The organism is Enterococcus ureasiticus (assembly GCF_001730285.1).
Lineage (GTDB): Bacteria > Bacillota > Bacilli > Lactobacillales > Enterococcaceae > Enterococcus_L > Enterococcus_L ureasiticus.
Window position 1 is genome coordinate 420,357 of the sequence record NZ_MIJZ01000013.1, and the last position, 20,187, is coordinate 440,543.

16 protein-coding genes are annotated in these 20,187 nt (G+C 34.4%); 1 reads left to right on the top strand and 15 read right to left on the bottom strand.

From position 1 onward, the window contains the following. Nucleotides 1–192: 192 nt before the first annotated feature. The 6 genes from BCR21_RS10415 to BCR21_RS10440 all read right to left on the bottom strand — a co-directional run bounded on the left by BCR21_RS10415 (nt 193) and on the right by BCR21_RS10440 (nt 8,620). On the bottom strand, nt 193–1,851 hold the full coding sequence (locus BCR21_RS10415) for a MutS-related protein (RefSeq protein WP_069646392.1): 1,659 nt from the start codon (nt 1,849–1,851) through the stop codon (nt 193–195). 141 nt (nt 1,852–1,992) lie between these two features. Then, nucleotides 1,993–2,328, bottom strand: a complete 336-nt coding sequence (locus tag BCR21_RS10420; RefSeq protein ID WP_069646393.1) for a hypothetical protein — start codon at nt 2,326–2,328, stop codon at nt 1,993–1,995. A 148-nt stretch (nt 2,329–2,476) separates the two neighbouring features. Then, nucleotides 2,477–3,640, bottom strand: coding sequence for a cation diffusion facilitator family transporter (locus BCR21_RS10425; protein WP_069646480.1), 1,164 nt, complete (start codon nt 3,638–3,640; stop codon nt 2,477–2,479). Nucleotides 3,641–3,890: 250 nt separating this feature from the next. Continuing rightward, nucleotides 3,891–6,557, bottom strand: coding sequence for a YhgE/Pip domain-containing protein (locus BCR21_RS10430; RefSeq protein WP_069646394.1), 2,667 nt, complete (start codon nt 6,555–6,557; stop codon nt 3,891–3,893). 250 nt (nt 6,558–6,807) lie between these two features. Next, nucleotides 6,808–7,035, bottom strand: coding sequence for a hypothetical protein (locus BCR21_RS10435; RefSeq protein WP_069646395.1), 228 nt, complete (start codon nt 7,033–7,035; stop codon nt 6,808–6,810). A 241-nt stretch (nt 7,036–7,276) separates the two neighbouring features. Beyond that, nucleotides 7,277–8,620 (bottom strand): FAD-dependent oxidoreductase, encoded by a 1,344-nt coding sequence (locus BCR21_RS10440; RefSeq protein ID WP_069646396.1) that lies wholly within the window; start codon nt 8,618–8,620, stop codon nt 7,277–7,279. Nucleotides 8,621–8,811: 191 nt separating this feature from the next. On the opposite strand from BCR21_RS10440, the gene BCR21_RS10445 reads away from it, so the two are divergent. After that, entirely contained in the window at nt 8,812–10,293 is a 1,482-nt protein-coding gene (locus BCR21_RS10445; RefSeq protein ID WP_069646397.1) for an AcpB/EbpR/MafR family transcriptional regulator, read from the top strand. 232 nt (nt 10,294–10,525) lie between these two features. On the opposite strand, the gene lepB is transcribed toward BCR21_RS10445, so the two are convergent. The 9 genes from lepB to BCR21_RS10490 form a co-directional block, all read right to left on the bottom strand. Next, complete coding sequence (gene lepB, locus BCR21_RS10450; RefSeq protein ID WP_084013289.1) at nt 10,526–11,368, bottom strand: signal peptidase I; 843 nt, start codon at nt 11,366–11,368, stop codon at nt 10,526–10,528. 157 nt (nt 11,369–11,525) lie between these two features. Then, nucleotides 11,526–11,927 carry a LysM peptidoglycan-binding domain-containing protein gene (locus BCR21_RS10455; protein ID WP_069646398.1) on the bottom strand — a complete coding sequence of 134 codons (402 nt, stop codon included), beginning with the start codon at nt 11,925–11,927 and terminating at the stop codon, nt 11,526–11,528. Between the two features lie 30 nt (nt 11,928–11,957). Continuing rightward, a complete protein-coding gene (locus BCR21_RS10460) occupies nt 11,958–13,310 on the bottom strand; it encodes a coiled-coil domain-containing protein (RefSeq protein ID WP_069646399.1) in 1,353 nt (450 codons plus the stop codon). A 31-nt stretch (nt 13,311–13,341) separates the two neighbouring features. Next, nucleotides 13,342–14,043, bottom strand: coding sequence for a hypothetical protein (locus BCR21_RS10465; RefSeq protein WP_069646400.1), 702 nt, complete (start codon nt 14,041–14,043; stop codon nt 13,342–13,344). A gap of 411 nt (nt 14,044–14,454) precedes the next feature. Continuing rightward, nucleotides 14,455–14,835 carry a type II toxin-antitoxin system PemK/MazF family toxin gene (locus BCR21_RS10470; RefSeq protein WP_010763889.1) on the bottom strand — a complete coding sequence of 127 codons (381 nt, stop codon included), beginning with the start codon at nt 14,833–14,835 and terminating at the stop codon, nt 14,455–14,457. A 15-nt stretch (nt 14,836–14,850) separates the two neighbouring features. Further along, nucleotides 14,851–15,969, bottom strand: a complete 1,119-nt coding sequence (gene alr, locus BCR21_RS10475; RefSeq protein ID WP_069646401.1) for an alanine racemase — start codon at nt 15,967–15,969, stop codon at nt 14,851–14,853. 82 nt (nt 15,970–16,051) lie between these two features. Further along, nucleotides 16,052–16,417, bottom strand: a complete 366-nt coding sequence (gene acpS, locus BCR21_RS10480; protein ID WP_069646402.1) for a holo-ACP synthase — start codon at nt 16,415–16,417, stop codon at nt 16,052–16,054. Nucleotides 16,418–16,856: 439 nt separating this feature from the next. Continuing rightward, a complete protein-coding gene (gene cshA / locus BCR21_RS10485) occupies nt 16,857–18,404 on the bottom strand; it encodes a degradosome RNA helicase CshA (RefSeq protein ID WP_069646403.1) in 1,548 nt (515 codons plus the stop codon). Between the two features lie 333 nt (nt 18,405–18,737). Beyond that, nucleotides 18,738–20,105, bottom strand: a complete 1,368-nt coding sequence (locus BCR21_RS10490) for a UDP-N-acetylmuramoyl-tripeptide--D-alanyl-D-alanine ligase (RefSeq protein WP_069646404.1) — start codon at nt 20,103–20,105, stop codon at nt 18,738–18,740. Nucleotides 20,106–20,187: the final 82 nt, after the last annotated feature.

The following is a 20,187-nucleotide window of genomic DNA, read 5'->3' on the forward strand; positions in this document are numbered from 1 at the left end:
ATTATTTATATGCTAAACTATTAAAAAATTCATCTCTCCCTCCTTAACTATTAAAGAAACTCTTAGACCTTTGATTTTCTTCATTTTAACAAGTTTATTCTTTCATAAAAAATATTTCGCTTTTCTCCTCTTTTTTGGTTGTTCAAAAAAAGACACAAGCAACTTTAATAGTTGCCCATGCCTTGATAGTCATTATAACGTTTGCCAAGTCCGATGTTCGTCAAAATAATCAGCTTCTCTTTTCGCTTGTTCAACGACATCTTTTGGATAATTCAATACATGTAACAACTGAATTGCATTTCTTGTGGTTGCAGGCCCCTGTTTCAAACAGTAATCAAATGTCACTCCTTGCTCTTTGGTTACTTGCTCTTCAAAGTGAACATTGTCACACGATTCTTTTAATATTTCTGTCAGTTCGATATCATGCGTCGCGACAAAAGCGAGTGATGGGTAATTATTTAACCAATGGATCATACTAGATGAAGCGGCTATCCGTTCGATCGTATTCGTTCCTTTTAATATTTCATCAATGAAACACAAACAAGGGACGTTCGTTTCGGCAAAATCCAGCACTCGTTTAACTGATTTAGTTTCTGCCACAAAATAACTATCTCCTTCAAAAATATCATCTTCAACAGCCATTGAGGTCAAGATATGCCCAAATGGTAATTGGAACTTTGTAGCCAAAGCTGTGTGAATCGTTGTAGAGAGGATACAGCTGATTGCTACACTTTTGACATATGTAGACTTGCCCGAAGCATTAGAACCTGTTACAAGGGTGTTTTTTGTCCAGTGTACCTCATTTGGTACAGCTGTTGCTAATAAAGGATGGTAAACTTCTGTTCCAGTCACGACAATTTCATCTGAAAAGACTGGTTGACTGGTATCAGGCATGATCGTTCGAAAGTTTAGAACAGCTGCTGCAACTTCTAATTCTCCAAGTAAACGCCACATTTCTTTTGCCTGAATCTCATAATTTGTCAATTTTTCCAGAACAAAATTATATGAAATAAATGGCAACATGAAAATCATTGCTAAATAATCAAACATCATCTCAGCTTCACTATTGGACTTCATTCTGAAAGAAATACCAAATTTAGTCATTGAAGCGAGTGGTTGAAGATTTTTAGTTAATTCTTCTTGAAAAGGCGTTTTTATTTTCCCTAGTTTTTTTGCACAAACAACAGTTTGAACCAAGTATCCCATACAAGTCAATTCACGTTGTAGTTTTTCTTTTTTTATCTGATAGTAGATAACATTAAATAATACCGATCCTAAAAGTAATACAATTGATAGCGTCGTTGGCCAGACTAATAATAAAACTAACGCCACTATCGGCAATAATCCACAAAATAAATATAATTTGGTATTTGGTAATTCTTGACTTCTTGTTTCGCTTAAATAACTTTCTACATGGTTATTATCTTGTTTACCTAAACAGGCAAACTGAAATTGAATTTCTTCTCGAATAGCAGGATTTTGTTTATAATAATCGATCAATTGTTCTAAACGGTCATGACTTTGTTCAGTGAAGTTGAAATTCCGTAACCGTTGATACAGGGCTTGCGAACCAACACTTGAATACGTCCCATTGATTCGTTCAAATAAGGCAAACCCATCTAGATCATACCAAGTAATATCATCGATCTCACTGTCGTAATTTCTGTATTTTTTAGCCTTTTGCCATGCTACTTTTAAACTTTCTTCTTTATCAAAAAAACGTGCATTAGGAAATGTTCCCCATTTGCTTTTGACCATTTCCCTTAACTTTAAACGGTTATAAATTTCCATTACAATAATAATCAAAATAATCAGTATAACAAACCCCAATACGATCAACTGAGTCTCCATTCAACATCCCCCTTTTTTTATTTTAGTATAGGGTTTTATAGAGTTACATACAAGGAAAATCTTAAGTAACCCTTACATGTATTTTTGAAAATAAAAAAGCGATTAAGGGATAACTACTTGAGTCAGCCCTTCGCCGCTTTTTTACTGATAATAATCTCGATTCATAGTTTCAAACTCATCCAAGTGCCATTCTTGAATTCCATACTCTTCTAGATTATCTCTGTTTGAATAACCTATCTCTACTCTTTTAGAATACTGAGTATCTGTTGTCAAAATGTGAGAAATCGTTTCATCTTGCATCCTTATTATATGTTTTAAACGAACTTTTTCTAACTTCAAGTCCGTGATTTCTTCTTGTTGTATCTCTTTTTTTCCCAATAAATTCTGCAAAAATTGTTTATCCCTGACAATCACTAATGTTAAAACGACGATCACTACAACCAAAAAATATAGAACCATTACTAAATTTTTATCCATTTTTATAACTCCTCCTAACAAGCCATATCTATGTTAACACGTTAGAAGTCGATATTTTTTCATTTTTTTAGATAAAACATCATGTTTTATATATTTTTTTGAGAAAAAGGTTTTATTACATACTATTTTCATTTTTTTTAGAATATATTTACAATAGATAATTATGATCAAAGGTCACTTCTACGATATAATCGCCAATATTTCTATAGACTTGCTCTTGTAGACGAATCTTTAGTTCTTGGTCGGTTGCCTTAAAATGATTTGGGACAACTAAGTCAAATAAAATATGCGGTTTTCCACCGTGATCCACCAAACGAATATCATGCCCCTTTAGTTCACTATTGATTCCTTTAATAATCTTTTTCAGCTCTTGATGTATAAACTGTTGCCTTTGATCATGTAAGTTTACTGGGTCGATATGACAAACCAGATCCACACCTAACTGCTCTTTAAATTTCTTTTCGATCTCATCGATTGTTTCATGAGCCTTAGTTAAGTCCCAACGGTCATCAATTTCGATATGCACTGAAGCAAATGTTTTGCTTGGCCCATATTGATGAATCAGCAAATCATGATAACCCACGATTTCCGAAACAGACGATAAATACAGCTTCATTTCATCAATTGCTGCTTGATTAGGGCGTAATCCCATCAATTCGTTCACAAATTCCCGAATCAACTGAAGGCCGCTAAAAATAATATAACACGCAATCAACAAGCCGACGATTCCATCGATTTTTAATCCAGTAATTCCTTCGACTGTGGCTGAAACTAAAACAGCAATCGTTGTAAATACGTCATTTAAACTATCTTTAGCCGTTGCGACTAACGTATTTGAATCAATTTTTTTAGCGACTCGCTGATAAAAAACACTTTGCCAGACTTTGATCAAAATCGATAGGACTAAAATAATCAGGATAATAGGTGTTACTTTGATACTTTGGGGATCTTTGATTCGTTCGATCGAGGTCATAAAAAACTGAAATCCTACAAACGTGATCAACAAAGAAACCAGCATACCACTGATATATTCAAACCGTTCATGACCATATGGATGTTCTTCATCGGCCGGCTTCCCAGAAATATAAAAACCGACTAGGGTCAAAACAGATGATACTGTATCTGACAAGTTGTTCATCGCATCTGCCATGATCGATACACTGCCGGAAATCAACCCAATCAATAATTTACTTACAAAAAGCAGCAAGTTGGATAATAAACCAACGATTCCGGCAAAAATCCCAAACGCTGTTCGAATATCAGAATTTTTTTGTTGCCTCTTTTCAAAACGATCAATTAAAAAATTTATCATCATAATCCCTACCTCGTTTTTAGCATATCTTAAAACTATAAAATGATTTCAGAAATTTGTATAGTAAAAAGCGACTTTTATTAGCGACTTTTTATTGTTTAGAACGACCCAAGTTGATTGATTGACGTTCTTTGTTTTTTTGTTAGGGACACCTTGAAAATCCCTCAAACAGACCTGTAGTAAACACAAAAAATTGAGACGCCCCTTGATAAGGACATCTCAATCTTTTGGTATTGATCAATAGTTATTTTTAATGGAAGATATGGCTCTCATGAGAAATTTCCGCTAATTTCTTTGTTTTTTCCTCAATATAAGGATACAAAAGAACACCTAATACACAGAAAACGATCGAAATACAAACCAAAATAATGATTGCCTTCCACGCATTTGGCCAATAAATTCCTCCAGCTGATTCTCGTAATAAATTCACCGCATGTGTGAATGGTAAAAACGGATTGATAAATTGGAAGAATTTACCGGAGACTTGGATTGGGTAATTTCCCCCACCGCCCGAAATGGAGAGCACCAAGATAATGATCGCAGCACCCTTTCCGACATTGCCAAACAAAGCGACTAACACATACACCATCATCATAAAGGCAAAAGCGATCAATAATGCAAACAAGACACTATAAAATGGTTGTCTTACATCCACGCCTAATAAGAAATAGTTTCCTAAAGTAACAATCAAAGCTTGCGCTAATCCCATGACTAAGAAGGTTAACATTCTTGCAGAAAATTGTTCTCGTTTAGAATATTTTCCACGATCCTTTTCATCTAAATAAAAATCAGTGGTTGCAACACTTGAGAATAAAACAGCCCCTACCCATAAACATAATGCGGTATAAAATGGTGTACTTGCTGATCCGTTATTGGCAATTGGATAAATTTTATTTTCAGTGATTTCAACTGGTTTAGCGAAGAAGTCACTTTCAGCATTAGCATCTAGTTTAAGTAACTTTATTACTTGCCCAAGGTCAACATCCTTTTCACCTTTTCGGATCGCTTGTGCAGCTTTATGAAGCCCTATTTTGATATTTGGCCAATCGTTTTGAACTAAATCGTTTGCTTTGTTTAAAGCTGATTCTAAATCCGGCATTTTTTCGTTGACCATTTTCAAAGTACCTGTGATATTGTCTTTAAGTCCTGGATAATCATTTTGAATAAAATCAGCCGCTAATCCAAGTTTTTCTTCTATTACAGGTAATTCGTTGTTATAAAGTTCAGCACCTTTATTGATGCCATTTACGATCGTATCCATATGACCGTTCAGCAAAACATTTGCATCGTGGATTTCTTGTTTGATTGCAGGTAGCTCTGCTTGGTATTTTTCCAAGATACCTATTGCATTAGACACCGTACCTTCAGTTGAACTCAATAATGTAGCAAAATCGATTTGTTTCGCTTTATCAAGAAGACCTTGAGCCGTACTGATAGTCGCGATCAATTTAGTTAAAATATCATTGACCATGTTTGAAACTGCATCAACATCAATACTTGAAGCTGTCGCGGCGATTTCATTTGCGCCATTTTGAATAGCTTCCAGATCAGCATCGGTAATGGCATTCACATCTAAACTATCCACTTTTGCTTTTAAAGTTGAAATCAAGTTGCTAACCGTTGTTAACTTATCAATAGTTGGCTGTAAATCTTGATTTCCAGCAGATTCTTGAATTTGAGTCAAGGTTTGGATCAATTGTTGAATCACTACTTGTTGTTGCCCTAAACTACTGGATAACTGTTGTTTCAACATTTCACGTTCATCTGGTGTCAATCGGTTGTCGCGCAATTGCTCAACGACAGATCCAACACTAGAACTAATGGTTCCAATTGCTTGTAAGGTTACTTTCATACTACTAGTTATACCAGGCAATGCTTCTTGTAATTTCGCCGCGCCTTCGCTCGTTGCAGTCGCCAATTGATCTGCTTGATTTCCAAGCTTTTCAATATCTGGTAGAGCAGTTTGAACTTGCTGAATGATTGTTAATCCTTGTTTTGCTTCATTAATTCCTTCGTTCATCGTCTGTTCAACTGAAGCAAAATCTTCATCGATCATTGCCAATTGCTTACCAGCATTTTGAATTTCAGGAATTTTATTCTGTAAAGTTAAGATGACTTTCGCTTGTTCTTTGATTGCCGGCATCTTACCATTTAAATCGACCAGTTTTGCACCCAATGCATCGACCTCAGGTAAGTAATCCACAAATTCATTTGCTTTCTCTAACTTTGTTTTCAATTCTGGCATTTTACCATGCAAAGCGACAACTTCTTGTGTATATTTATCGATTTGATCAATATTCTCATCAGTTGAGAGAATCATGTTTTTTACTTTTGTAATGCTAACTAAATTGGAATCTAAATTATAACCAATATCGTTAAACACGCCTACCAAAGTACTACTAGCTGTTTTGGTAAATTGATCTGTGATTTGGGCTTGTAAAGAAGAAGCTCCTTTGTCTGCAATTTTTGGCGCAATTGCATTGATTTTCTCGTTGATCGAATAGTCAATTTTAGGTTTCGTGATTTCTCCTGTCGTAAAGCTTAATAAGTCTTTAGAGAAATCTTTTGGTAAATAGATACCAGCATAATATTTACCAGATTTTACCCCTTTGTCCAATTCTTTTTTTGAATCGACGAATTGCCAACCTAGTTGTTTATTCTCGTGAAGATTTTTCAGCACTTCATCACCGATATTCACTTTTTTCCCTTGGAATGTCGCTGCTTTGTCGTCGCTATATACCGCAATCGGCAACTCTCCTGTGTTTGCATAAGGATCCCACAAAGCTTTGATATTGAACCACGCATAAAGTGATGGAATAATCATCAGTGCAATAATCAAAAATGTAGCGATCGGGTTTTTAAATATGCGTTGCCAATCTAATTTAAATAACTTCAATGTATTTTTTATATGTTTCATCCTGCTCACCTACTCTTTTTAATGACTGATTTACTTTAGCATAATGTTTTTATCAATAACAAATGAAAAATCCAAATTTTGTCCATTTCTACGACAGGTTTCTTGAATTGTCGTAGAGATTTCTTCTATGTATTTATTTACACGATTCAAAGAACTAATTTTTCAAGTTTGTTTCTTCAACTGAAACTTTCAGACACCTAAAAAAAGACAAACTCATCCAAATGAATCAGCTTGCCTTTATTTTTATAGCTTATAGTTTTGCTGAAAACTCTGATACTACTTTTTTTACTTCATTTACTGAATCAGGATCTAAATAAGAAAGTGCTCTAGGAACCACGCTCATAAGATACATCTTATCGAGCTTATCCGTTGATCTTCTTTCCATCAATTCTGCTAGCAAATGTTTCATGTCTTCTTGATGATCTGCTTTTGTTCGATCCATTATGAAGTCATAAAATTTTTTCTCGTCTGCTTTCATCGGCTATGCCTCCTAGAATTTTATTCTATTATAAGCTTAAATAACAATAAGTAGAAGTAATTTGCTTTTCTACTGAAAAATACGAATTATAAAAACAGTAACAAACAAAAAACGTCTTTGTCTTGCTGTTTCGGCAATGTTCGGATTACAATCAATTGACCCCATTCATCATATAATGTTCCAATCTTCACGAAAATTATCCAATAATTTCAAAAATATAAGAATATATGTTACTAAATCCTTAAACTTTATACTTTTTGATCAAAAATTCATATGCCGTTCGACTAATGATCCCCATCGGTTGATTGATTCCAGGGTTAAAGTAAAAATCCATTGTAACTAACTCTTCAAGCGTTGTTTCCTTGTTGATTGCTAAAGATAAAGTATTAATTGATTGCGTAATATCCTTTTCAGACATCAATTGAGCACCAACTAATTTGTGCGATCCTTTTTCGAAAACCATCTTGATATGTACGTCTTCCTGTAATTCAAGATAAGGTAACTGACATGGCAATGTTAAAAAGATACTTTCAACATCGATCCCTTCAAATTTAGCTTCCACTTCTGTTAAACCAGTGCTTGCAACATAGCAGTTGAAAATTTTAGTAGCCGTCGTTTTTTGTGTTTTATTATATTTCAGCGAATGCCCTAATACATTCATAGCCGCAACCGTTGCACCACGAACAACATTATTTACTAAAGGAATAAATGACTTGCGGTAACTATTGTGAACGGGATAAGAAACAACATCTCCTAAGGCAAAAATATCTGGATCAGTTGTCTGCATATGTTCATTGACACGAATTGTCCCATTTGCGTTTAAATCTAGAAAATCCTTCACCAATGCGGTATCTGGACGGGCATTAACAGCCACGACCACGTAATCATTTTGGATTTCTTCGTTCGTTGTTTTGGTGATAAACATCTCTTCCTCTATGTTTGAAAATCCAATAACACTCTCATTTAAATGAAGTTTAACTCCCGAATCACGAATTTTTTGTTCAATTAGTGAAGATAGCTCTTTGTCTAAATAACGAAAAAGGACTGAATCGGCACTTTCAATCAAATGAATTTTTTTTCCTTGCCCTTTCAAGGCATCACACAACTCTACACCAATATACCCACCACCGACAATCGAAATAGATTTTGCTTTTTCTAATTTCCCTAACACTTCCTTAGAGCTTGGATAGTTTTTAAAAGCAGTTACTTTGTCTTTACTTGGTAATGTCATATTCGTTGAAAACTGATTTGAACCTGTCGCAAGAATTAGCTTTTCATAGCTGATTTCGTGTGATTTTTTATGAGTATCCTGATAAATAATTGTCTTTTCATCCGAATCGATCGTAGTAACTGTTGCATTAAGCAAAATATCTACACCTTTTTCATTCAATTCTTCTAATGTTAGGTATCTTACGTTGTCCAACTCGTCGACCAATTGATTCAATTTCAAAACAATTCCACTTGAAACAAAGCTGACTTCACTTCTTTTTTCAATTAGAATAACCTCAGTTTGAGGATTTAATTTCTTTAATGTTAATGCAGCCTGAAGCCCTCCATGTGAGGCTCCGATAATTACTACTTTCACTATGGTTCTTCTCCCTTCAATTGAATAAACCATCATTACCATTATATAAATGTAAAATAAAAACAACATTACACTCCATTATATCTATAATTTCATTTTTTTTAAATAATAATAGCTAGTTACTTTCTTTTTATACGTTGCGTATTGCCATTTTCTCATGAATCAAGTATGCTTAAAGTGAGGTGTCTATTATGCTAAAACGAGATTTTTTAGAAAAGCCCTTCGATTATATGAATGATATATTATTATTTTTATACAACAATCAAGGCAAAGCGACAAAAAACGAGCTAGTCAGTGAGTTTCAAATTAGCTTACCAACATTAAATGAATATCTGTCTTTCCTCCAAAGTTTTCTTGAAGAGAATCAAGTAAACGAGCAGGTAGAAATAACATTACACGGTGAAAATATCTCTTTGAAAAAACAACCAACGTTTCCATTAAAGAAAGTTGTTGTGCTTTTTCTGGAAAAATCCATTAAATTTCAAATGATCAATCAATTGTTCCATAAAGGTGAATTGACTTGTGATTATTTTCAGCTGAACTATGCCATCAGCTCCGCAACGTATTATCGGAAAATTACAGAATTGAATGATCTTTTGAAAGAATTTCGACTTCAAATTAAACGCGGAAAATTAATCGGTGAAGAAAAACAGATTCGTTATTTTTTCTTTAGTTTTTTTTGGTTTCTTTTTGAAGATAAGTCAAGTTTAGAAAAAGAAACTGCTAATCAATATCTTGGTTTTGTAGATATTTTAAAGGAGTCTCTTAATCTAGTATTTGATCCGACCGAAGTACTTCAGATCAAGTTATGGATGAAAATTTCTTTTAGACGACTGACGACTGAATATAATCCAGTCATTAGTCCAAACTACGATTATCCTGATCGACCTTTATTTGAAGAAATCAATTTATCTTTACATACATATATGAAAAAAATCGACCGTCCATATACTATTTACGAAGCATACATGTTTTATGACTTCTTTTGCTCTATGCATAATTTTTCGCCCAATTCTTCTTTTGCTTTTCGCTTGGCAGAAAAACAACGTAGGGAAAGTTCTTATTTAAACTATATGAACAAAGTGATCTTAAAATATTTAAAGCAACAAGGCTATCTATCGAGCTATGCTTCATCTGCTCGATTATTGTATATTGAAAATTTATTGTTCCAGCTTCATTCTCAGCTTTATTATTTTGATGGTTTTATTTTGCCTTTTGATAGTTGGACCATAAAGTCCATCGTTAATGCACACCGTCATCCATTTTCTGGTAACGAAGTTTTTGAATTGATGGATATAGCGACTAAAAGATTTGACCAAGATGGTGAAAAAGGGAGCTATAAAAATAAATTCACTGAAATTCACTACACAATCATATTGAATCACATTGCTGAATTAAATGAAGAAAAAATTGCGATTGGTGTTTATCATTCATTAAACCCTTTCATTGGTGAGCTAGTTATCCAGCATTTAACAAATATTTTAGGCCATAAATACCCCATCAAAGCGGAAGCCTTTAAAGAAGATAGTCATTATGACATCTTGCTTTCCAATATTTATAGTGACACGATTTCTGAAAAACAAGAACTTGTCTATATATTTTCTGATATTGGTAATAGCTATGATATGACTGAAATCGAAAAACTGATTATCCAGTTGATCGATACTAGGTAAAATAAAGTTTGTTTTTATCTATCACTAATTGAAATTATAACAGAGAACAGCCCCTTCGTGTTCTCTGTTTTCTTTGTTCCTATTAAATTTAATGAGAATAATCGTAAATTTAGGATAAATATAATTATATTTGCATACCTATTTATTTGTTTTAATAGTGATAAACATCGATAATAATAATGTTTTTATATAAATTAATAAAAATAAAAAAACGATAAAGATTTATCGTTTTTTATTTTATCCATCCAATATCTTTAAACGGTGCAAACCTAAAGGAAACAACCCCTTCAATAGCTAGACCATCAACTAATCCAAAAGTCCTACTATCACTTGAATTATTTCGATTATCCCCTAATACAAAATAATGTCCTTTAGGAATTTTTTTCAATTGTGACATTTGTTTCAAACTCTCTTCAGACAGATTGACTTTGATTGTTCCATCCGGCAATTCAGTTGCTGCAGATAGTTCTGAAGCATTTGGTAAAGATTCAGCTTGATGATTGATAAACAAGTCGTTACCTTCAGTCCAAACTAAATCTCCTGGCATACCTATGATTCGTTTCACATACTGAAACTCACTTTTTACAGGTGGTTTAAATGTAATGACTTCATATCTTTTAGGTTCTTTCGTACGGCGGACAATGACCCGGTCACCATTTAGCAATGTCGGCTTCATCGAATCTCCATCAACCATATGAGGAGAAGTATTCAAAATAAAGAAAAAAACAAAGACTGCAAATAGCACAACTGGTAGCATAAATTTGATGATTTCAATGATGTTTTCTTTTCTTTTTTTCTTTTTTCTTTTTTCAAATTCTTCTTTGGTTATTTTTTTCTTTTTTCTCTTTTTATTGATTGGTTCGGAGATTCTGTCTGATTCTTCTTTTGGTCTTGGTTTAATTCTTGGTTCTTCTCTTGTAGATTCAATTCTTTCTCTAGCTTGTGGGCGTTTCTTTTTAGGCCCGGGTTGGGGGCGTTTTCTATTCTTACTTTTATTTTTTGATTTTTTGTTCTTATTAAATTTCCGTTTTAATTGTCGTTTGAGTCGTTCAAAAAATTGTCTTATTTCATCCATGATGCACCTCAATCATACCGATTAATACTTTTAATTAAGAATAACAGACTGCTATGTATTTTTCCATATAAAAAACCAGCAAGTGGATTCTCATATATTTAAAAAAAGCGAGCGAGGCAAAACTCTAAAAGTTTTGCTCCCCCCCACCTAAATCTTATTATTGATCGAATACTAATTCCTGTCCCTCAACAATGACACTACTACTAAGCTGATTTTTGTTCATTAATGTTTGGATCGATAGGCCTGAATCTTGAGCAATTTCCCATAAAGTCTGGCCGTTTTTTACAACATAGACTTCTTTAGGCGCTTCTTTTTCCTTATTTTCAGCAACGGTATTTTCAGTTGTCGTTTCTTTTTTTGGTTCTGCTTGTGGCGCTGCAGGAGTTGGAGTTGGTGTAATCGCTACTCCACCGTCTGCTGTTACTGGTGCAGATTCCGTACCGCCGCCTACTGATGCTCCTAAAACCAATGAACTAGACATAAAGTAAATAGCAGTACTAAACAATATTGCGGAAAAAATCAACAGAATAGAATATTTTTTATTGATCCATTTTTTCATATTGTTCTTCCCTTCATTTTTTGTGATCGTCTAGTTTCCAGATTTATCCAAACGTGATAGTTTGTTTAAACGTTCTTCTAATTCACGATAAATTGTCATTACTTCGTTTTTAGATTCTTCTACTTCATTAGAAATATTTTTAGCACGGTTACCAATGTTTAACATTTCAAGTTCCGCTGAGTTGATCATATGTTTTGATTCAACTTGTGCTTCACTGATAATGCGATTAGCTTCTTTCTTAGCAGAAACCATTACTTCCCCAATCTCTTGTTGAGATTTCAAGGCTTCTTCTTGTAACGATTGGTTTTTTAACAATAAATCATTGATTTGTTGTTTTGCTTGCAATAGTTCAGCTAATTGATTCCCTGTAGCTTCACCTGTTGCAGACATGCTGCGCATTGTTTCAAGTTCAGCATTTAAGTTTTCTAATTCTTCTTCTTTTTCTTTATAGATACTTCTTAAGCCTGCTAATTCAGATTCAAACACATTTTTTTGAATAGAATATTTATCATTCAATCCTTGAATCCGGCCTAGATTTGCTTCCAACTCACTTTTTTCTGTTAGAACTGTTTCTAATTCTTTTTTCAATTCTTCAACGCGACTGTTATCAACTGAGATATCACTATTTGTCGATAATTTGATTTCTTTGTCTTTTAATTCTTGATTTTCTTGTTGTAAGCGATGCATTTGTTCTTGAAGATCAGCAAGTTTTTGTGTCAACTCTTGATTTTCTTTATCAGTAGTTTGAAGTTTTTCATTCAATGATTCTAATTCCATCTTCACCGTCTCCAATGCTTCTTGTTTTTCTCCGATTGTTCCTCGGGCAGCTAAATCAGCTTGTAATTGTTGTATTTCTTTTTCTTTTTCAAGAATTTGTGTTTCTAATACTTTGTCTTTTTCAACAAGTGCTGTTTCCAAGTATGCAATTTGTTCTTGGCCACTAACATTTTCTTTCTTTAATTCTTCGATTTGTGCTTTTAAGCGAGTGATTTCTTCTGTAGAATCAGCAGTTTCATTCGCATCTTCCAGTTCAAAAATCTCAGTTTCTTTTTGGTTGAGCTGCGTCGCTAACTCATCGTTTTTCTCTTTTAATGATTCAAGTTCATCTTGACTAGTTTCAACCTTGATTACTAATTGTTTATTTTGTTGAGATAAACGAAAATTCTCTTCTTTATTTTGTTCGAATTCAGATTCTTGCATTCTATATTCTTCGATCAATTCTCTTAAACGAGTAATCTCTTGTTCTTGTTCAGCCATTAAATTACGATTATTTGTTGTTACTGCCGTTGCTGGTTGTTCATTATCCGAATTGAACTCTACATCTTGTGATAATTCTTCTTCGGAAACCTCGTTAATTTTCTTAATTAACCGTCTCTTTGCCATGTGTTTACACCCCGTCTTTTATTTCTCTACTCTATTTGTCTAATGCTACCTTTTCTAAGTTACTGTCTTTTGATTCTCTTGTATAAACGATTGATTGTTTAGAAAGTTTGTTCGTTTTATCTCGATATGTAAAGTTAAAATCAATCATTGTGATTTCTTTTACTGGCTGTAACTCTTTGATAAACGTTTCAATATTTTTTTCAGCTGTTTGGAAATCACTAAATGTCAACGCTGTAGGAAAAACTGAGACTGTCAATGTTTCCGTTTTTTGACTGATCATGATTGCCACATTGGCTTCTCCAAAAAAGGGCTGCCAATCTCTTAGAAGTTGAAGTTCATAATTATCTAATGCTTGAGAATCTCTGCTTTCAACGACTTTTTTCCATGGGAATTCAGTTAATTTCAATGCATTTTCTTTATAGCTTTCAATTTCAGCACCAGAAGCTCCTCCTCTGGCGTCTTTAATCTCTTCTATCTTCAATTCTAAATCTTTATTATCTTTTCTTAAAGTATCTTGATTGTAAAGTACCCCCAATAGTATTAGGCAAAAAATAATTGCTGCAATCATTAAAAATAGTAATGATCGATTATTCTCTTGATACTTGTAAAAATTGATCTTGCGTTTCATTTTTGGACTATCAGAATCTAAGCTCTCCAGTTGGAATCGAACATACAACTGATAACTGAAAAAAAGAAACAGTGCTACTACTAATACAAACATGAAAATCGTCATCAAATATAAACTCCTTTATCCCTTAATAAAAAAACACTTAATATATCTATTTTTTTGAAAGTTATCCACTTTCTACCCAATTATACATAGTTTATTGTAACATTCCGTATCGTTATTGCCAACTTTTTTTTATAAACACTTATAAAAGTCAATAAAAACAGGAGGTATAATTACAAAATTTAGTATTTTTTTATTATTCAAGAGAAAAGAAACCGTTTAAATCCGATTAATTTTTTGTTTGCTGTTGCCACTATCAGTATTATTATTGCTAATTATTAAATAATAATAAATAACAATTTATAAGTAAAAAACAAAGTGATCCTTTATAGAATTACGTTGTCTCAAACGACTATCCTGGTACTAATGAAAAAAGGATATGTCTTATGTTCTCCATTAAAATACCCGATACTTTTAACGATATGTACCAAGATTTTCTTCTTCTAGTTCTGCTTCCAAAATCCCTACACTAACTCCCAATGCACGATCCACAGAATCCATAATTTCTATGCCTAAATGGCAAACTTTTTCTTTTAAACGTATTTTATCGATCGTACGAATCTGTTCCAGCAAAATGACCGAATCTCGTTCGATCCCAGTTTCTTCGGAATTAATTCCTATGTGTGTTGGTAATTTTGGCTTAGCCATCTTCGCTGTGATTGCTGCGACAATAATCGTTGGACTAAAATGATTACCTAAATTATTTTGTATGACTAGTACTGGACGTACTCCCCCTTGTTCTGATCCTACAACAGGGGATAAGTCTGCAAAATATATGTCACCCCTTTTGACCATTTGAAACCTCCTATTCTATTTATATTCCCTTGGCATACGTTCTGAAAACGTGCATGCTACTTCATAATGGATCGTTTCTAGTTTATCTGCGACCATTTGCATTGTGATCTCTTCTCCATGATCCTGTCCGATCAATGTAACTTGTGTTCCTACTGCTGTTTGTTTGGGTAAACGAATCATGCATTGATCCATACAGATCCTACCGACAATTTCACATCGCTCACCATTAACTAAGACTGAAAAACCTTGTAAATGGCGTAGCCATCCATCTGCATAGCCGATCGGTACTGTGCCAATCCATTCATTTTCAGTTGTTGTATAGGTATTTCCATAACCAATTCCTTCTGCAGCTGAAAGTTCTTTCACATGAATCAATTTTGAGACTAAGCTCAGTGCTGGCTTCAATGGATAAGTTTCCGGCAACGCACGTCCAGATGGATTCAATCCGTACATAGCTATACCAAAACGAATCATATTCCCCACATTATCAGGATGCCAAAGCGCTGTCGCACTATTACTTACATGGACATATCTTGGCAATTCAACAAGTACGGACAATACTGCTTGAAAACGATGTGTTTGTTTTTCAAAGTAGCTTATGTCTTTTTCATCTGCTGTAGAAAAATGTGTAAATACTCCTTCCCAATCAAGCGTCTGTGTTGATTGTACTAATTCAACTGTTTGTTTTACGGCTTCTGGCGTAGTAAATCCAATTCGCCCCATGCCTGTATCGACTTTTATATGTATTTTCAGTGGTGTTTGTGTTTCTATATGGTTCAATTGTTCAATCGCTTGTTCCAGCCATTCTTGAGTTGCTACCGTGACAGATAAATTGTATTTCAACAACAAGTCTATGTAAGAAACATCTACGACACTTAAAATCAGTATTGGCTCTGTAAAGCCTGCTTCTCGAAGTTCTATGGCTTCATCCAAGATTGCCACGCAAAATCCTGTAGCGCCTCCCTCAATGGCCGCCTTGGCCGTTTGAACAGCTCCATGACCATAACCATTTGCTTTGACTACCGCAAATAATTCAGTTCCTTGTGGCATTCGTTTTACTTCATTGCCAACATTTTCTTTAATTGCTTGTGTATCGATCACTAACTTTGTGGGACGATGCCATCCTACAGCCATATATGTCCTTCTTTCTTTTAAGGTCAAAACAATACCTGATCAAAAGCCTTGTCACAACCTTTATTCAAATTTAATAGATAAATTAATCTCTTATTTCTACACCCTCCAAAATGATTTGAGCGACTGCAAAAGTATCCGTGTGCGAAATTGAAACAAATACATTGCCTTCATGAGGAGATTTAGTAACTTTTGGAGCACCATTCTCTTCTTTTAAGATTTCAACATCTTGTAACCCAATACTCCCGATTCCAGTTCCCCATGCTTTGGAAAAAGCTTCCTTACAAGCAAATCTGCCTGCTAAAAACTCTACTTGACGTTTATGAGGTAATTTTTGAAAAAGAGCATGCTCATCATCGGTAAGAACTCGTTTTACAAAAGAGGATTTGTTTCCGATAATCTTTTCGATTCTTGAGAGTTCTACCATATCTATACCAATTCCTTTTATCATTCTTCCGAACCCTCTTTTTTTTATTTTATAAATTACTCTTATTCTATCAAATTTTAGCAATTTTTCCACATAATAATGTAAAAATTAAGAAAAAGCTGAAAGAGTCCATTCAATCTCTACTAAAAAATAGAAAAACATGACTGAGAAGATACTTCACCCTTTTAGGTTTTATCTTTTTTATTTAGTCATAGCTCTTGAAGCTAGATTAAATAAAAAGCTGAATGAGCTCGTCCAGCACTGACAGGAAAATAGGAAAAATTGCCTGGGACATTTTTTGCCTCATTCAATTTTTATCTTTTTCCCGAAGTGCTAGCTCTTGAAGCTATATTAAATAAAAGAGGGCAGAACAAAGCATAAAAGCTTTGTTCTACCCTCTTAAAATCCAATAATTAGTTAAACTGAAACAAGTTTATTCTTATTTCTACTTTTCCTGAATTTATTAATTTGAGTTATCTCTAATAACAAAGCTACGTTTTTTATCGTTGTGACGTTTTGCTGAACGATTGTCTTTGCTCTTATTGTAGCCGCCGCCGTTTCCACTGCCGCCAGCTCCAGTACCTTTGTTATTTTTGTTACCACGGTAACCGCCACCGCCATTTTTATTACGGTTACGGCTATTACCACCGCCACCGCTGCGATTATTTTTATTGAAGCCTTTTTTATTTGATGGTAATGGACGTTCTGGTGTAATTTTTACTGGTACAGCATCTGATGGGTCTTTAGAAATAGTTTTTAGTAATAATGCTGCTAAATCTTCAGCAGAATATTTTTCTATAAGATCTTTAGCAGCAGGCAAGTAGTTATCTAGACCATTTTCTGCCATTTTTTCTTCAACTGTTTCGATTGCTGCGCCTAATTGTCCTTTAAATGCTTCTTGTTCATTTGGTGGACGTAATGGTGTCATACGTTTTTTCGTTAATTCTTCAATGACATGTAAATAGCCCATCTCATTTGGTGTAACAAAAGTAACAGACATTCCGCCTTTACCAGCACGACCAGTACGGCCGATACGGTGAACATAGCTTTCAGGATCTTGAGGGATATCATAGTTGTAAACATGTGTTACTCCTGAGATGTCTAATCCACGAGCTGCAACGTCTGTTGCTACTAAGATATCTAAGTTCCCACTCTTGAATGAACGTAAAACGCTCATACGTTTTTGTTGAGACAAGTCTCCGTGAATTCCTTCAGCTTTGTATCCACGAGCTTCCAGACCACGAGCTAACTCATCTACGCGACGTTTTGTACGACCAAAAACAATTGTTAATTCTGGTGTTTGAACGTCTAATAAACGTGTCATCACATCAAATTTTTCAAAGTCTTTAGAACGAACATAATATTGATCAATCAAATCAGCTGTCATTTCTTTTGCTTTGATTTTCACGTGTTCTGGTTCTTTCATGAATTTCACGCCAATGTTTTTGATTGCTGGCGGCATTGTTGCTGAGAATAATAATGTTTGACGAGCTGATGGAATTTTAGAAATGATTTTTTCAATATCTTCTAGGAATCCCATGTTCAACATTTCATCAGCTTCATCTAAAACTAACGTTTCGATTGTATCTAGTTTTAGTGTGCGACGATTGATGTGATCCAATAAACGTCCTGGTGTTCCGACAACAACATGTGGGTTTTCTTTTAGTCCACGAATTTGACGGCCAATATCTGCTCCACCGTAAACTGCTTGCACACGGATTTTTTTATCGCGGCCTAAACGGTATAATTCTTCTTGTGTTTGGATTGCTAACTCACGTGTCGGTGCAATAACGATTCCTTGCAATACGCGTTTTGATGTATCGATTTTTTGTAACATTGGAAGACCAAAAGCAGCTGTTTTACCAGTTCCTGTTTGTGCTTGTCCAATTACGTCTTTTCCTTGTAATGCTAGAGGGATTGTTTCCTCTTGGATGGGTGTTGCTTCTTCAAATCCTGAACGCTCGATTGCTGCCAATAAGTCTGGTTCTAAGCCTAGTTCTTTAAATTTCAAATGATATCCTCCTAATAATGTTTGTTGCAGAAGAAATAGATTCTTCTAAAAATGGTGTTGCAGGTGATTTGACTTTCACTAATTTTGAAAATGTTCATGGAGTCATTAAACCTTCTACTTAGGTTTAGTTTATTTTCTCATTAGCGTTACCGAAAAATCCACCTTATGAAGCTACAGGCACTAGAAAAGCCAAACGAGTTCGTTCAGCTTTTTTAATCTTTATATGATAGAAAAGTATCTTCAATAGGTACTTTCGATTTATCTACTTCGATCTTCCGGCAATAGGTTATTTTAGCATAGTTTTACATTTTCAGCAAGTTTTATGAAAGCTTGCTACATTTCAAGTAAATTAGTGACTACTTCATTTAATCCCATACCATTACTTGCTTTTAATACGACCATATCTTTTGGTTCAAGAATTGATTTTAAGGTACTTGTTAATGCTTGTTTTTCTTCTTTTTTGAAGTAATGGAGTTGTCTTTCCTGATATTTTGTCTTAAGTGTATCATATAATGCATGCATTTCAGCTCCATAAAGAACAACCTCTGCGATCTCTGCTGGATCTAGATGCTCGTTCACTGATGCATGCATAGAAGCAGAATCTGGCCCTAATTCAAGCATATCGCCTAAAACTGCCACTCGTTTTCCTTGTGTGGGCATTTGGCTAAAACTATCCAGCACTAAATTCATAGCCGTTGGATTCGCATTATAAACATCGCTTAAAATTTCAATCCCGGTACTACTTTTCAACCATTCAGTGCGATTTTTAGTTAATTGAAAATCAGCTAAACCGGCTTGAATTTTTTCTTCCGAAACGTCAAACCATTGGCCAATAATGATTGCAATCAATGCATTACCAACATTGTACTTCCCTGGAACTGGAATAGTAAATAATGTGTCTGATCCGTTGATTTTAAAAGATGTGTATTCTTTTTGTGCTTCAATAATCGTGGCTTTACAATCAGCCTGTTCTAACCCAAATGTTTGGATTGTTTGCGTTAATTCTTTCGTTAGTGGTACTAGTAATGGTTCATCTGCTGGAACGATCAACAAGCCTTCAGCAACCAATCCTGCAGTGATTTCCATTTTTGCTTTTGCTATCCCTGCTCTTGAACCAAGATTTTCAATATGCGCCTCGCCGATCATTGTAATTGCAGCAATATCTGGCTTTGCTAGTCTTGATAGAAAATCGATTTCATCGGCATGATCCATACCCATTTCTAAAATCAGTTTTTCTGTTTCATCTGGCATATGTAAAATAGTATAGGGTAAACCGATATCGTTATTGTAATTCCCTTGTGTTTTATACGTTTTGAACTGCTGAGCTAAAACTGCTTCTGTCATATCTTTTGTCGTTGTTTTACCATTGCTTCCTGTAACTGCAATCACAGTGGGTGTCATTTTCTTTAGATAGTAAACAGCTAAATCTTGCATTGCTTTTAAGGTATCCGCAACTTGTAAAATCGGTAATTCGTCTGGAGCAGTTTCTGTCGAACTCCAAAAAGCAGTTTTTGCCCCTTTATCCATCGCACTTTTAATAAAAGAATGTCCGTCATTTTCACCTTTTAGTGGGACAAAAAGATTGCCTTGCGTTATTAATCTGCTATCAAATTCAATACCAGTTAATTCGAAATCTGACCATCGTTTCCAATCATTAGTAGCATTTGTCGCTTCAGCGGCTTCCCAGAAAGTTAATTTCATTAGTTTCTCTCCTTTTTAAACGTAAAATAAGTTCGCTTTGACAGCTGATTTTTTTCCAGTGGCTAATCATACATAAAAGGGC